The sequence below is a fragment of the Nocardioides sp. genome, from assembly GCF_016462705.1.
Taxonomy (GTDB): Bacteria; Actinomycetota; Actinomycetes; order Propionibacteriales; family Nocardioidaceae; genus Nocardioides.
Genome location: NZ_JAEMSS010000121.1, coordinates 1 through 13,427 on the forward strand (window position 1 = coordinate 1; position 13,427 = coordinate 13,427).

At 74.6% G+C, this 13,427-nt stretch carries 11 protein-coding genes; 6 read left to right on the forward strand and 5 right to left on the reverse strand.

What is annotated here, in order from left to right:
- On the forward strand, positions 1-2,469 hold a 2,469-nt coding region (locus JHD21_RS14980; protein WP_292676827.1), incomplete at its 5' end, for an AAA family ATPase.
- 29 nt (positions 2,470-2,498) lie between these two features.
- Here the strand turns inward: JHD21_RS14980 and JHD21_RS14985 are convergent.
- On the reverse strand, positions 2,499-3,278 hold the full coding sequence (locus tag JHD21_RS14985) for a hemerythrin domain-containing protein (protein ID WP_292676829.1): 780 nt from the start codon (positions 3,276-3,278) through the stop codon (positions 2,499-2,501).
- Positions 3,279-3,473: 195 nt separating this feature from the next.
- On the opposite strand from JHD21_RS14985, the gene JHD21_RS14990 reads away from it, so the two are divergent.
- Positions 3,474-5,612 carry an MMPL family transporter gene (locus tag JHD21_RS14990; RefSeq protein WP_292676831.1) on the forward strand — a complete coding sequence of 713 codons (2,139 nt, stop codon included), beginning with the start codon at positions 3,474-3,476 and terminating at the stop codon, positions 5,610-5,612.
- Positions 5,613-5,633: 21 nt separating this feature from the next.
- Here the strand turns inward: JHD21_RS14990 and JHD21_RS14995 are convergent, their stop codons facing one another.
- Complete coding sequence (locus JHD21_RS14995; RefSeq protein WP_292676833.1) at positions 5,634-6,503, reverse strand: proline dehydrogenase family protein; 870 nt, start codon at positions 6,501-6,503, stop codon at positions 5,634-5,636.
- A gap of 13 nt (positions 6,504-6,516) precedes the next feature.
- Complete coding sequence (locus tag JHD21_RS15000; protein ID WP_292676835.1) at positions 6,517-7,374, reverse strand: alpha/beta fold hydrolase; 858 nt, start codon at positions 7,372-7,374, stop codon at positions 6,517-6,519.
- 75 nt (positions 7,375-7,449) lie between these two features.
- Between JHD21_RS15000 and JHD21_RS15005 the strand changes: the two genes are divergently transcribed.
- The 3 genes from JHD21_RS15005 (at position 7,450) to JHD21_RS15015 (ending at position 11,800) form a co-directional block, all read left to right on the forward strand.
- Positions 7,450-9,303 carry a DUF294 nucleotidyltransferase-like domain-containing protein gene (locus JHD21_RS15005; protein ID WP_292676837.1) on the forward strand — a complete coding sequence of 618 codons (1,854 nt, stop codon included), beginning with the start codon at positions 7,450-7,452 and terminating at the stop codon, positions 9,301-9,303.
- Positions 9,300-10,001 (forward strand): exonuclease domain-containing protein, encoded by a 702-nt coding sequence (locus tag JHD21_RS15010; RefSeq protein WP_292676839.1) that lies wholly within the window; start codon positions 9,300-9,302, stop codon positions 9,999-10,001. The genes JHD21_RS15005 and JHD21_RS15010 overlap by 4 nt, the downstream gene beginning before the upstream one ends.
- Before the next feature lie 392 nt (positions 10,002-10,393).
- Entirely contained in the window at positions 10,394-11,800 is a 1,407-nt protein-coding gene (locus JHD21_RS15015; protein WP_292676841.1) for a hypothetical protein, read from the forward strand.
- 47 nt (positions 11,801-11,847) lie between these two features.
- Here the strand turns inward: JHD21_RS15015 and heR are convergent, their stop codons facing one another.
- Together heR and JHD21_RS15025 are read right to left on the reverse strand one after the other, a co-directional pair.
- Positions 11,848-12,627 carry a heliorhodopsin HeR gene (heR, locus tag JHD21_RS15020; protein WP_292676843.1) on the reverse strand — a complete coding sequence of 260 codons (780 nt, stop codon included), beginning with the start codon at positions 12,625-12,627 and terminating at the stop codon, positions 11,848-11,850.
- On the reverse strand, positions 12,620-13,117 hold the full coding sequence (locus JHD21_RS15025; protein ID WP_292676846.1) for a sigma-70 region 4 domain-containing protein: 498 nt from the start codon (positions 13,115-13,117) through the stop codon (positions 12,620-12,622). Before JHD21_RS15025 ends, heR begins: the two co-directional genes overlap by 8 nt.
- A gap of 100 nt (positions 13,118-13,217) precedes the next feature.
- Here JHD21_RS15025 and JHD21_RS15030 point away from each other — a divergent pair.
- Positions 13,218-13,427, forward strand: a 210-nt coding sequence (locus JHD21_RS15030; RefSeq protein ID WP_292676848.1) for a MerR family transcriptional regulator, incomplete at its 3' end; no start/stop codon positions are given.

Here is a 13,427-nt window from a genome sequence, read left to right on the forward strand (position 1 = left end):
GCCGTGACCCTCCCGCCCTGGCCGCTCGTCGGCCGGGACCGCCAGCTGGCGACCCTCCTCGAGGCGTGGGCCCGCGCGGAGTCCGGCGTCCCGGCCTTCGCCGCGCTCACCGGGGAGCCGGGCATCGGCAAGTCCCGACTCGCCGCGGAGCTCGCCGGCCACGTGGTGGGGCGCGGGGGCCGGGTGCTGGTCGGCCGCTGCTCCCAGGACGACGGCGCGCCCGCGCTCTGGCCGTGGCAGCAGGTGCTCGAGCAGCTCGGCGAGGAGCTCGAGGAGGGTGGTGAGGAGGACGAGGGCGCGGAGTTCCGGGTCCGCGAGGGGCTGACCCGCCGGGTCGCCGACGCCGCCGCGGCCGAGCCGGTGCTGCTCGTGCTCGAGGACCTGCACTGGGCCGACGTCGCCAGCCTCCGGGTGCTGCGGATGCTCGTCGACACCGTCACCACGGGGCGGCTGCTCGTCGTCTCGACCTGGCGCGCCCACCCGGAGCCGACCGGCGCGCTCGCCGACGTCGCGGAGTCCCTGGCCCGCCGCCACGTGGACCGGCTGGAGCTGACCGGCCTCGGTGCCACCGACGTGGCCGCGGTGGTCGGCGCGGTCGCCAGCGTCGTGCCGGACGACGACCAGTCGCAGCGGCTGGCCGACCGCACCGACGGCAACCCGTTCTTCCTCGTCGAGTACGCGCGGCTCGCCCGCGACGGCGGCGACCTCACCGCCCTGCTCGAGGGCGCCGACCCCCCGACCGCGGTCACCGACGTGCTCTCCCGACGGCTGGCGAGGCTGCCCGACGACACCCGCGCCTTGCTGCGCTGGGCGGCGGTGCTGGGCCGGCGGTTCTCCCTCGCCGACCTCGCCGCGGTCGCCGAGCTGCACGAGGACGACGTGCTCGACCGGCTCGACCCCGGGATCGACGCGGGGCTGGTGCGCGAGGCGGGGGCCGACGGCTTCACCTTCGCGCACGCCCTGGTGCGGGACACCGTGACCGCGGCGACCAGCTCGGCCCGGACGGCGCGGGCGCACGCCCGGGCGGCCGAGGTGCTCGAGTCCCGCCCCGGCCGCGAGAGCGAGGTCGCGCAGCACTGGCGGGCCGCCGGCCCGGTGTACGTCGCCCGCGCCTGGCGCGCCGCCGCGGCCGCCGCCGCCGTGGCCCGCCGCCGGCACGCCTCGGACGCCGCGGTGGAGCTGCTCACCGCCGCGCTGGACGCGGTCGCGCTGGACGCCGACGCCGGCCCCGAGGACCGCTACGAGCTGCTGATGGAGCTCGCCGAGGTCTACCGCTGGACGGGCGACCGGCTGAGCCTCGTCGAGGTCGTCGAGGCCGCGATCGGCGTCGCCGACGAGGTCGGGGACGTCGAGCTGCTCGCGCGCGCCGGCACCGGCCTCACCCGGGGCGCCCTGTGGCAGTCGCCGCGGCACGGCGACCAGCACGTCGTCATCGTCGACGCGCTGCGCCGGGCGCTGGCGCGGCTGCCCGAGGAGGACTCCACGCTGCGCTCGCGCGTCCTGCTCGCGATGTCGACCGAGCTCTACTACGTGGTCACCGCCGAGGAGCGCGAGGCGCTGGCCGACGCGGGTCTGGAGATGGCCCGCCGGCTCGGCGACGCCGAGCTGCTGCTCGAGGCCTGCGAGGTGTGGGTGGTGGGCGCCTGGCGCCCGGTCACGACGCAGCGGCGGGTCGAGGTGGCGGAGGAGGGGGTGCGGCTGGCCCGCGAGCTCGGCCGCGAACGGTCCTACGTCGTGTGCCTGACCCTGCTCGCGGTCGCGCTGGGCGAGCTCGGCGAGCGAGCCAGGCAGCGGGAGGTGCTGGCGCTCGCCTTCCCCGAGGCCCGCCGCCTGCACCTGCCCTACGCCCTGCTCGTGCTGGAGACGATGCAGATCCCCTGGCTCGGCATGGAGGGCCGGCTCACCGAGCTGAAGGACGCCCTCGACCGCGTCGTCGAGATGACGGCGACGATGCGCCTCCCCCAGGCCGAGGACGGCGTGACGGGCGCGGTCGGCTCGCTGCTGCTGTGGGAGAACCGGGTCGACGAGCTCGCCGACCTGCTCACGGTCACCGCCGAGGGGCCGCTGCCCACCACGGCTCTGCAGGCCGCCATGTACTGCCGGATCGGCCGGGTCGACCGGGCCCGCGCCGTCGTGGCGGAGCAGGGTCCGATCGACCTGTCGGCCGACAACTGGTTCTCGATGCTCAACTGGGGTTCCGCCGCCGAGGCGGCCGCCGGGCTGGGCGACCGCGCCCTGGCGGCGCGCGCCTACGAGCGGCTCGCGCCCTTCGCGCACCACACCTGCGTGGCCGGCTCCGGCCTGTGCATCGGCCCCGTCACGGCGTTCCTCGCCCTGGCCGCGTGGGCGGCCGGCGAGACCGAGCTCGCGACGCGGCACGCCGACCGGGCCGAGGCGCAGTGCGCGGAGTGGGGCGTCCCCCTCGCGGCACGCTGGCTGCAGGAGCAGCGGCAGCGCTACGGCTTCTGACCCGGCCGGCGCCGCCGTACGGCGTCCGGTCAGCGCACCTCCACCGGCCCGGTCAGGTGGGCGAGCGCCCGGCGCTGGTGCCGCCGGAACCGGCCGCGGGTGAGCACCCACATCACCTGGTGAGTCCGGCCGCCGGGCTCGGCGAAGAAGTCGTCGCGCAGGGCCGCCGGGACGCCCTCGACCACCCACGGCACCAGCGAGAGCAGGGTGCGGAGCGGGAGCTTCGCCTTGAAGTGCTCCTCCTCGATCGCCCGCCACTCCGCGTCGGTCAGGTGCCGCTGGATGATCGCGATCGCCTCGGTCTCCTCGTGCTTGAGGTGCTCGCCGAGCTCGGCGCGTGCTGCGGCCAGGCGGACGGCGAGCGTGGCCCGCGCGTCCTCGTCCGCGTGCTCGCGGAGCCGGTCGAACCCGGCGCCGCAGGCGGCGAGCATCGGGTCGATCCCCTCGTGCTCGGCCTCCATCGCCTCCAGCACCTCGGTCTCCTCGACCGTGGCGACCTCGAGCAGCCGGGGCCACAGGCCGCGGTCCTCCCCGCCGTGGTGGTGGTGCAGCGCCTCGGCGAACAGCGCCCACCGGTCGGCCAGGGCGACCCAGGCACGGCGGTCGGGCGCCGGCGTCACCGCCGCGGCCGCGGCCAGCACCGCCAGGTCGCGCCGGAACGCGTGGTGCATCACGTACATCATCCGCATGTCGACCGGGCCCGGGTGGGCGGCGGTCTGTCCGGGCAGCCGGATCTGGGTGGGCCAGGCGTCCTGGGCGGTCGTGGCTGTCGTGGCTGCCGTGGCGGTGGGGTGCTGGGTCTCGGTCATCGCAGTCGGTCCTCTCGGTGTGGTGGTGGACCCAGGCTGGGCCGAGCCGCTTCACCTGCGGTTGCAGCTGACTTAAGCCGTCCGCGGTCGTGGCCGGCGGCAGCCGCAAGTCCGGTCCAAGTGCTCCGCAAGCGACGCGCGGGACGGTCCTCGCACAGACCGACCTGACACCGATACGCACCAAGGAGCACGACCATGAACCGCACCCTCGACCGCCTCGGCCGCTTCTCCGCCGGCCACCCGTGGCGCGCGCTCGCCCTCTGGGCGGTCGTGCTGACCGCGGTGATCGGGCTGGCCGCCACCGTCGGCGGCCCCGCCCAGGAGAACTGGGACGTCGACAACGCTCGCGCGCAGCAGGGCATCGAGCAGCTGCGCGAGCACCTGCCGGCCGCCGGGAACGCCAGCGCCCAGGTCGTCGTCCACGACGACGCCGCCCTCGACCAGGGCACCCTGACCGACCTGGGCGAGGACCTCGCCGGGCTCGACCACGTCCTGAGCGTCGCGCCGCCGCGGATGTCCGCGGACGGCGACACGGCGCTCGTCACCGTGGCCTACGACGTCCCCGTCACCCATCGCGACCTGATGGGCAAGCTCGACCCGCTCGAGGACGCCGTGGCGCCCTACCGCGACGCCGGCCTGCAGGTCGAGCTGGGCGGCGAGCTGCCCGGCACCGCCGCCGCCCCGATGGAGGGCCGCGGCGAGATGATCGGCATCGTCGCGGCGCTGCTCATCCTGCTGCTGATGTTCCGGTCGGTCGTCGCCGCGGGCCTACCTGTGGTCGTCGCGGTGCTCGGCCTCGGCCTGGGCCTGACCGGCGTCACGGTGCTCTGCGGCCTGATGGACGTCAGCCCCACCGCCCCCACCGTCGCCGCGATGGTCGGCCTCGGCGTGGGCATCGACTACGCGCTGCTGATGCTGACCCGGATCCTCGAGCACCTGCGCTCCGGCGAGGGGTTCGTCGACGCGGCCGCGCACGCCGCGACCACGGCCGGCCGCTCGGTCGTGCTGGCCGGCACCACCGTGCTGGTCTCCCTGCTGGGCCTGAAGCTCTCCGGCGTCCCGACCCTGGAGGCCTTCGGCTTCACCACCGCGGTCGCCGTGGTGGCGGTCATGTTCACCGCGCTGGTGCTGGTGCCCGCACTCGGCTCCCTGCTCCGCAAGCGGCTCACCCCGCGTGCCGTCCGCCGCGGCCGCACCTCGCGCCCTGCGGGGCTGCGGGCCGAGCGCTGGGCCCGCCGGATCGCCGGCCGTCCCGTCCCGTGGCTGATCGCCGGCGCGACCCTCATGCTGGTGCTGGCGGCGCCGGTGCTCGACATGCGCACCTGGCCGCAGTCGGGCGGCGACGGCATCGGCGACACCACCACCCGCCGGGCCTTCGACCTGGTCTCCTCCGAGATCGGGGCCGGCGCCAACGCCCCGCTGCAGGTCGTCGTCGACCTCGCCCGGGCCGGCCAGCAGGGCGTCGCCGACGTGACCCGGACGCTCGAAGGTCGCGACGACGTCGCCACCGTGGCGCCGCCGGTCGTGTCGGACGACGGTGCGATCGCCGTGGTGAGCGCGGAGTCGGCGTACGCCGACAACGACCCGCGCAGCGCCGAGCTCGTCAGCGACCTGCGGGCCGAGCTGCCCGACGGGGTCGAGGTGACCGGCAACCTGGCGCTGTTCGCCGACATCGCCGACCTGCTGGCCGTCCGGCTCTGGCTGGTGATCGGGTTCGTGGTGCTGATCTCGGTGGTGCTGCTGACCATGATGTTCCGCTCGGTCGCGGTGCCGCTGAAGGCCGCGGTCATGAACCTGCTCAGCGTCGGCGCGGCGTACGGCGTGCTCACCGCCGTGTTCCAGTGGGGCTGGGGCCTGGAGCTGCTCGGGATCGACCACGCCCGGCCGATCTCCTCGTGGCTCCCGATCCTGATGTTCACCGTGCTGTTCGGGCTCTCCATGGACTACGAGGTGTTCCTGCTCTCACGGGTCAAGGAGGACTACGACCTGACCGGTGACCCGCACGGCAGCGTCGCCCGCGGGCTGGCCTCGACCAGCCGGGTGATCACCGCGGCTGCCGCGATCATGGTGATGGTGTTCCTCGGGTTCGTCACCGAGATGGACGCACTGATCCGGATGCTCGGGTTCGGCATGGGCGTGGCGATCCTGCTCGACGCCACCATCGTCCGGATGGTCCTGGTGCCGGCCACGATGAGCCTGCTCGGCCACCGCAACTGGTGGCTGCCGGGCTGGCTCGACCGGGTCCTCCCCCGGCTGGGCCCCGAGGGCCACGCGCCCGCGGCGCCGGCCACCCGCCTGCCGGACCGCGAGGCGGAGCTGGAGTCCGTCGGCTGACCACGCCCCGGGCCGAGCTGGTCAGCCGGCGCCGCGGGACTCGGCCCAGCGGCGCATCCAGTAGCGGAACCAGCTCGGCCCGTAGGGGACGTAGACCCGCACGGGCACGCCACGCGCGACGAACCGTGACAGCCGCTCGGGCCGAACGCCCAGGAGCTGCTCCATCGGCACGGGGCCCAGCGCCTCGAGGACCGCCTCACACATGACGTCGTCGTGGGAGGCGATCGAGAAGTCAGCGGCTCGCCGGGCCAGGTCGTGCGCCAGCCGCAGGAACGCCACGTCGGTGGCCGGGCCGTAGGGGTGCGCGACGTGCCGGCTCTCGACGTACGCCCCCTTCACGAGGCGGACGTGGAGCCCGGCGTCGACGAGCCTGGCGACGTCGTCGCCCGACCGGAGGAGGTTGGCCTGGATCGTGGCGCCGAGACGGGGTGCGTGCGAGACGGCGACCGAGGTGACGCAGTGGAGCACCGCGTCGGTGCGTGCCGCGTCCTCGGCGCCCACCTGGAGGCGCTGGCCGGGCCGGAGCGCAGTCGCGATCTCGGCCAGCCGATCCGCACAGGCGGCCGGGTCGAGGTCCAGACCGAGATGGGTCAGGTCGACGGAGAGCCACGTGTGGCCGGCGACCGCGTTCGCGAGCCGTCGGTACTCCCCCACGACGGCGTCGATCTGCCGGGGGTCGACCTCGAGCTCGCCGAACCGGTCGATCGACGCTGACACGCCCTGGGTGTGGAGCCGGTCGGCGACGGCCAGGGCGTCCTGGGCCGAGTCACCCGCCAGGTAGGTCGCGGCTGCCCGCCGCGCGAGCGCCTCGGTGGGTGGCAGGGCGCGGACCGCTCGCTCCCAGGCCTGGCTCGTGGCCAGCTTGAACAGCAGGGTCCGGTCCAGGCCCACGGGACGACCGCCGTCAGGTCCGCGGCCGCGTGGTGGCGATGAAGTCGGCGACGAGCCGCGCGAACAGCGCCGGGTCGTCCTCGTGCGGGTAGTGACCGGCGCCGGGGACGATCTCGAACCGGCAGTCGGGGATGAGCTCGGCGGCGGCGTGGCCGTGGCTGCTCGGGATCATCTTGTCCTTCTCGCCCCACACGATCAGGGTGGGCAGTCCGTCGGCGAGGTGGAGCCGCTCGGTGGCGTTGATCCCCTGCCCGCCGGGCTCGATGACCGCGTTGATCGTGGCCAGGAAGGACCGCCGGGTCTCGGGGTCGTCGAGGGTGGCCATCTGCCGGACCATGTAGGGCAGGTCGTTCCAGACCAGGCCGGCCAGCGGGCGGACGAACCGTCCGGCCGCGGCGACGTGCCGCTGGTGCTGGATCCTGGTGACACCGGCGAGCGCCAGGCCGGCGCCGGGCACCGACAGCGCCCGCAGCATCGGCGTGACCTCACGCCCGAGACCTCCGCTGCCCACGAGGACCAGGCGCTCGCAGCGCTCGGGGAACTGGTACATGAACTGCATGGCGATCCCGCCGCCGAGGGAGTGCCCCACGATGGTGGCGGTCCGGACGTCAAGCTCGTCGAGGACGTCGCGGACCGACGAGGCCAGCGAGCCGAGGGAGTAGTCGCCGCGCATCCGGGCGGACGACCCGTGACCCGGCAGGTCGACGGCGATCACGTCGCAGGTGCGGGCCAGGTCGTCGAACACCGGGTCCCAGGTCTCGAGCGACCCGGCCATGCCGTGGATCAGGACGACCGACGGTCCGGTCCCTGCGCGGCGTACGGCGAGGTGCCGGCCGTGCCACGGCAGCAGTTCGGCTGGTGCGAGGGTCATGCATCGCCTATCGCTCGGGAGGACCGGGGAGCGGTGTCGATCCTAGGTCGACCGATCGGTGCCACCATGATCGCCATGGAGGTCGAGCTCGCCGAGGTCCGCGACTTCCTGGCCCGGCACGCCCCGTTCGACGCGCTCCCCGGCGCGGTGCTGGCCCGGCTGCCGCGCCGGTGCACGCTGCGCTACGCCCGCCGCGGCACCGTGGTGCTCGACGCCGGCGACCACGGCGACGGCCTCTACCTCGTCCGCTCGGGCACGGTGGAGGTGCGCGACGAGACCGGGGACCTGGTGGACCGGGCCGGCACGGGGGGCGCGTTCGGGATGAGCTCGCTGCTGGAGCACCGGCCCACGCGCTACCGGTGCACCGCTGTCGAGGACACTCTGCTGCTGGTGCTCGAGCCCGGCGCGTTCGACGAGCTGTGCCAGGCGCACCCCGACTTCGCGACGTTCTACGCCGCCACCCACCACGCCCGGCTCTCCCGGGCGATCCACAACCTGCAGCGGGCCACGACCGGGAGCACGGCGTTGAGCACCCGGGTCGGCGACCTGGTCACCCGGGCACCCGTCACCGCCGCGCTCACCGCCACCGTCGGGGACGCCGCGTCCGCGATGTCCGAGGCCGGGGTCTCCAGCATCCTCGTGGTCGAGGGGGACGACCTTCGCGGCATCGTGACCGACCGCGACCTGCGCAACCGGGTGCTCGCGGCCGGCCTCGACCGGGACCGGCCGGTGCGCGAGATCATGACGGCCGACCCGGTCACGCTGACCGCGGACGCGCTGGCCTTCGAGGCGCTGCTGGAGATGGTCAGCCGGGACATCCACCACCTGCCCGTCGTCGACGACGCCGGCCGTCCGCTCGGACTGGTCACCACGACCGACCTGGTCCGCCTCGAGAACGCCAACCCGGTCTACCTGGCCGCCGAGATCGGGGGCCGGTCGACGCTGGCGGGGGTCGTCGAGGAGGCACGCAGCATCCCGGCGGCGCTCGGGCAGCTGCTCGAGAGGGACGTCTCGGCCGCGGACGTCGCGCGGGTCGCGACCGCGCTCGGCGACGCCGTACGACGCCGGGTCGTCACGCTGGTCGAGGCCGACCTCGGCCCGCCGCCGGCGGCGTACAGCTGGGTCGTGCTCGGCTCCGCCGCCCGCGAGGAGGAGGGGCTCTCGGCCGACCAGGACCACGCTCTCGTGCTGGGAGCGGCGGTGGACGGCGCCGGCGAGGCGTGGTTCGCCGAGCTGGCCGAGCGGGTCACCACGGCGCTGGAGGACGCGGGCTGGCCGCGCTGCCAAGGGGGCGTGATGGCCACCAACCCCCGGTGGCGGCTCACCGTCGAGGACTGGCGGCGGCAGTTCGACCGGTGGTCGCACGAGCCGGACCCCGACGCGGTCCTGCACTCGGCGATCTTCCACGACCTGCGGCACCTCGCCGGCGACCGGCGGCTGGCCGAGCAGGTGCACGGCTACTCGGTCTCGACCGCCTCGTCCCTGCTGCTCGGCCACCTGTCCCGCCAGGCCCTGTCGATGCGGCCGCCCCTCGGGTTCTTCCGTGGGCTGGTGCTGGAGCGGCACGGCGACCACCGGGACACCCTCGACATCAAGCGCCCGATCTCCGCGGTCGTCCAGCTCGCCCGGGTCCACGCGCTGCGGGCCGGTTCCCCGGCGCTGTCCACGAGGGCCCGCCTCGATGCTGCCGCCGAGGCCCGGATCATCGACCCGGGGACGGCCGCCGACCTCCTCGACGCCCTGGAGCTGATGTCCTACCTGCGCCTGCACCACCAGGCGACCCAGGCGCGCCTGGGGCACCCACCGGACAACCACGTCGCGCCCGCGGACCTCACCGAGCGACAGCGCCGCCACCTCAAGGACGCCTTCGAGATCGTCCGGTCCGCCCAGCAGCACCTGTCCCGCCACCTTCCGCCGGGGTTCGAGTGAGGGCACGGCTGCGCTTCCGCCGGCCCCGTCGTCGCGAGCCCGAGCACTACCCGCCCGGGCCGCTGCGGGAGCTGGCCGCCGCACCACCCGCCGGCGACCACACCCCGGTGGCCGCGGTGGCCTTCCTCGCCCTCGACGTGGAGACGACCGGGCTCGACCCGCGCACCGACCACCTGCTGTCGGTCGGGTGGGTGCCGGTGGTCGGCCGGGAGGTCGTGCTGGCGGAGGCCTGTGAGATCACGATCCGGCCGCCCGGCGAGGTGGACGTCGGACCCTCCGCGACGTTCCACCGGCTCACCGACGACCAGCTCGCCGAGGCGGCTCCCCTGTCGGAGGTGCTCCCCCGCCTGCTGGCCGCCCTGCGCGGCCGGGTGCTGCTCGCCCACCACGCCCCGCTCGAGCTGGGGTTCCTCGCCGAGGCCAGCCTGGCGGCGTACGGCGCCCGCCCGACGGTGACCGCCGTGGACACGCTGGCCCTGCAGCAGCGCCTCCTGCCCGACCACGACCGGGAGGTCGACGGCGTGCTGCGCCTGGACGCCGCCAGGCGGGCCTACGGCCTGCCCCGCTACACCGCCCACCACGCGCTCACCGACGCGCTCGCCGCCGGCGAGCTGTTCCTCGCCCAGGTCGCCGAGCTGGAGAGGAGACTGGGCCGGGAGGTGCGGCTCGGCGACCTGTCCCCGGCGCACTCGGGGTAGGACCACCGCGCAGCCTCCTCGCCGCGCCTCCCCGTTGGGGGTCATGGGTCGTCACGGAGGCGGCTGCACGAACGAGCGTGCCGGCCGGCGGGGTGAGCCCATGGCCTCCGGCGCGGCGAGTCGGCTGCTTCATCCCCGAAACGAGCGCGCCCGACGACGCGTTCGAACGGCGCATCCGTCGACCCTGTCCTTCGGCTGCGTCCATGATCGGGAGATCCGGCGATCGCCCCTCACAATTTCCAGATCCACCTCGATCTGGAAATGGGTGCGTACGATCGCGTCGGCGGGGAGGTGGCATGGGCCGGACAGGCAACCTGAGTGCGCTCGACGACGAGACACCGCTCAACGGTCCCCGCATCGATGTCGCCGTCCGAGTGGGGTGGGTGCTGCGGATGGCACGGCTCGTCACCTCCGACGCCGGCCCCCTGACCTTGGACGAGGTCGCCTCCCGGGCGGGCTCCAACACCACGCGACTCCACCGTCTCGAGACGGGCCGGCTGCGCGAGGGTCGGCTGGTCGACGGCTACGAGCGCGCGCTCGGGCTGCCGACCGGCGCCCTGCGGGCACCGATCGACGTGATCTGCCGCGGTTTCGCCTACGCCCCCTCGGAGCGGGATCCGGGCCCTCCGGTGACGTCGGTGCGCGACATGTCCAGGCTCACGGACCGGGTGTCCCAGCCCGGCGCGACCGGAGGGCACTGGCTCACGTGGGCTCGCGCCCTCGCTCAGCCTGGCGCCATCGGCCTGCCCGAGCAGCTGGCCGGCGAGCTGGTCCGGACCTTGACCAGCGAGCTGGCGCGGTCGGTCGCCCACGCCTACCCGACCCGCTACGAAGCCCTGGCCCTGGTGCGCTGCAGTGCCTACGGACACCTGGTCCTGGAGGTCGCGCAGGAGGTCGTGAGCGACCCGCACGTGCAGGTCCTCTACGACCTGATGAGCGCCGTCGGCGAGGCGCCCACGAACGACGCGATCAGCTGGTGCCTCGAGCTCCTCGACCAGACCCGCGAGCCCCTCGTGGTCGGCGGCGCCCTGGCACTGGAGAACATGGCCGAGGTCTCGGGGCGCCCCGACTTCTGGGCCGGTCTGGTCGACAGCCTGGTCGACGCGGCGGACCGGCACCCCGCCGGCTCTGTCCAGCACCACTGGCTCTCCCACCTGCTGCGACTGGTGCCCCGCCCCCTGACGGAACGGTCCGCCCGACGGCCACGGCGGCCGCTCGCGCCCGCGGCGGACATGCCCGACTGGTCCCGGACCCGGTTGAACCGGCACTGGTCGGACTGCCAGGTCAGGGCACACTCGGTCACCGACTCCCTCGGGCTCCCGGACCAGCCGGTCCTCGCGCGACTGCTCTTCGACATCGCCATGGGCCCCCACGAGAGCCGGGCGGTCACCTCCTACATGCTGCTGGGCGCTCTCCCGCGGCTCCGCAAGCCCATCGGCGAGCACGTCGCCGACATCGCCGAGACCCACCCCGACCCCGTGGTGCGCGGCCGGGCCGCGCGACGCCTCGCGGGCACCCTCCACGGGGACCACTCCGCCATCGCCCAGCGCTGGATCACCGACGGATCACCCGACGAGCGGGACCGAGGCTTCGTCCTGGCCGGCGCGGCTGGCGACCACGTCCCCGAGCCACTCATCCGCGAGGCACTGGCGACCGGGCCGATCGGCCCTCCGCTCTACGCGGCAGGCATGGCCGGCCATGCCTGCCTGCGCTCGCTCGCGGGTCCCCGGTCCCTCCGCCCCGAGGTCCGAGGTGGCGCCCGCTGGTGGCTCAGCCATGGCACCCGGGTCGCCATGTGAGGCGCGACCCCGAGTGACGGGTCGGAGGCAACGAGGTCGACGTCCGCTCAGGACGCCAGCGTGCCGCCGAACACCTGCCAGGCGAGGACGGACTTCGCGGTGAGGCTCAGCACGATGTAGACCCGCTCGCCGAACAGGTAGTCCCGCCAGCGACCGACGGCGCGGTACTGCAGCCACTGGTTGAGGGCGAAGATGTTGAAGAAGACGAACAGCGACACGAAGATCCCGTAGACGAAGCCGGGGGCCGACTCCCCCGACGTCGACCCGGGCGAGACCAGGTAGACCGTGATCGCCAGCCACGGGACCGCGCCGGCCACGCACCCGAAGACGAAGGGCAGCCAGCCCCCGCCGCCCGGTCGCTCGTAGTGCTCCTGCAGCCACCCGAAGAGGATCATCGAGGCGTTCACGCCGAAGAGCGCGACCAGGGCCGCGATGTCGGCGATGCCCACGAGCTGGGCGATCAGCACGATCATCAGCGACGAGGAGAGCGAGTACTCCACCCACCGCGCGGGGTTGCGCTGCCGGCCCAGGTCGTCGACGTACCGGCGCCACCACGCGGTGGCGACGAGGAGGTGCGCGAGGGCGGAGAGCGCCAGGAACCCCGCCACGGCGAGGCCGGTCGGGATGTCGAAGAGGACCACCTGGTCCTCGGGGGTCGTCCCGGGCGGGCCGGCGAGATACTGCGCCGTCACCGGCAGCGCGAAGTCGCTGGCCAGGGCGACCACCGCGACCGCCTGGACCGCGTGCAGCGCGGCGGCGGCCAGGTTGGCCCGGCGCAGCCGGGTGGTCGTGGCGGCGTCGAGTGCGGTCACCGTCTCGTCACGCACAGGTCGCTGCGTCCGCCGCGGCCAGGACCCCCAGCTCCTTGAGCCCCGCGGTCAGCAGGTCGGCCACGGTGGCGGGGGCCACGTCGAGCAGCTCCGCGGCCTCACGGTGGGTGAGCCCGCCGTACACGCACAGGGCGAGGCTCGCGCGCTGGAGCCGGGCGAGCCGGCTCAGCCACACCATCGGGCGGGGCAGCCGCTCCGTGTCCGAGACCGCGGCGGCGGGCACCGCACCGTGGCAGTAGATCGAGCGGGCGAGCACCCGGCGGGCCTGGTCGTCGGACTCCTCGCCCGAGCGGGCCAGGTCGGCCATGGCGAGCGCTACCGCATCGGCCGCCGCGGCATGGCTGCCGAGCAGCGCGCACGCGAGGGAGTAGGCGGACCCGCTGTGGCGGTCCCAGAGGTTCCAGGCGGCTGCCTGGCGGGACCCGGACCCGACCGACCGCAACGACCGCGCGCCGCTGACGACTGGTGCGTGTGTGGTGAGTTCCATGTCGACCGTCCCTCGTGCTGCTCGTCGTCTGCTCGCGCCCCCAGACTGCCTCATGTCGAAGGTTTGCACAAGGTTTGTTTACCCCTAGTCTGTACAAGCCATGTACACGATCAAGCAGGCCGCCCGGCTGACCGGCGTCCCCGAGGCCTCCCTGCGGGCCTGGGAGCGGCGGTACGCCGTCGTCGTCCCGCACCGCAACGCGTCCGGCTACCGGGTCTACGACGAGGCGGCGCTCGCAGCCGTCGCGACCATGCGCCGGCTGGTCGACGACGGCTGGTCCCCCGCCGAGGCCGCGGCCGCGGTGCGCAAC

Coding starts and splice junctions, on each gene's coding strand:
- JHD21_RS15015 (WP_292676841.1), top strand. CDS start 10,394: ATGGCACGGCTCGTCACCTCCGACGCCGGCCCCCTGACCTTGGACGAG.
- JHD21_RS15025 (WP_292676846.1), bottom strand. CDS start 13,117: ATGGAACTCACCACACACGCACCAGTCGTCAGCGGCGCGCGGTCGTTG.
- JHD21_RS15005 (WP_292676837.1), top strand. CDS start 7,450: ATGGAGGTCGAGCTCGCCGAGGTCCGCGACTTCCTGGCCCGGCACGCC.
- JHD21_RS14990 (WP_292676831.1), top strand. CDS start 3,474: ATGAACCGCACCCTCGACCGCCTCGGCCGCTTCTCCGCCGGCCACCCG.
- JHD21_RS14985 (WP_292676829.1), bottom strand. CDS start 3,278: ATGACCGAGACCCAGCACCCCACCGCCACGGCAGCCACGACAGCCACG.
- JHD21_RS15000 (WP_292676835.1), bottom strand. CDS start 7,374: ATGACCCTCGCACCAGCCGAACTGCTGCCGTGGCACGGCCGGCACCTC.